The following is a 444-nucleotide window of genomic DNA, read 5'->3' as shown; positions in this document are numbered from 1 at the left end:
CGGTGCCCGTCATCGGCCGGCCACTCTCCAACTCCGCCGCCTTCGTCCTCGATGCATCCGGCTTCCCCTCTCCCATCGGCGTCCCGGGCGAACTCTTCCTCTCCGGCGAAGGCGTCGCTCGCGGCTACCTCCGTTCCCCTCACCTCACCGCCGAGCGCTTCCTCCCCAACCCCTTCGCCTCTCTCCCCGGCGCTCGCCTCTACCGCACCGGCGACAAGGCCCGCTGGCGCCCCGACGGCACCCTCGAGTTCCTCGGCCGCCTCGACTTCCAGATCAAACTCCGCGGCCACCGCATCGAACTCGGTGAGATTGAGGCCGCGCTGCGCGCACTGCCCTCTCTGCGCGATGCCTGCGTCCTGCTCCGCCAGGACGCTCCGGGGGACTCACGCCTCGTCGCCTACCTCGTTCCCTCCGGCACGCCTCCGACTCTCGACGCCCTGCGTG

General features: G+C 70.9%; 1 protein-coding gene. It reads left to right on the top strand.

Going from position 1 to position 444, the window contains the following annotated elements; all coding sequences use genetic code 11:
• Positions 1 to 444: AMP-binding protein (locus tag JGU66_36455; GenBank protein MBJ6766269.1), on the top strand; the 444-nt coding region annotated here is incomplete at both ends.

The sequence above is a fragment of the Myxococcaceae bacterium JPH2 genome (genome assembly GCA_016458225.1).
Classification (GTDB): domain Bacteria; phylum Myxococcota; class Myxococcia; order Myxococcales; family Myxococcaceae; genus Citreicoccus.
The sequence above is the reverse complement of the archived record's forward strand: the minus strand, read 5'-3'. Positions and strand labels throughout refer to the sequence as shown.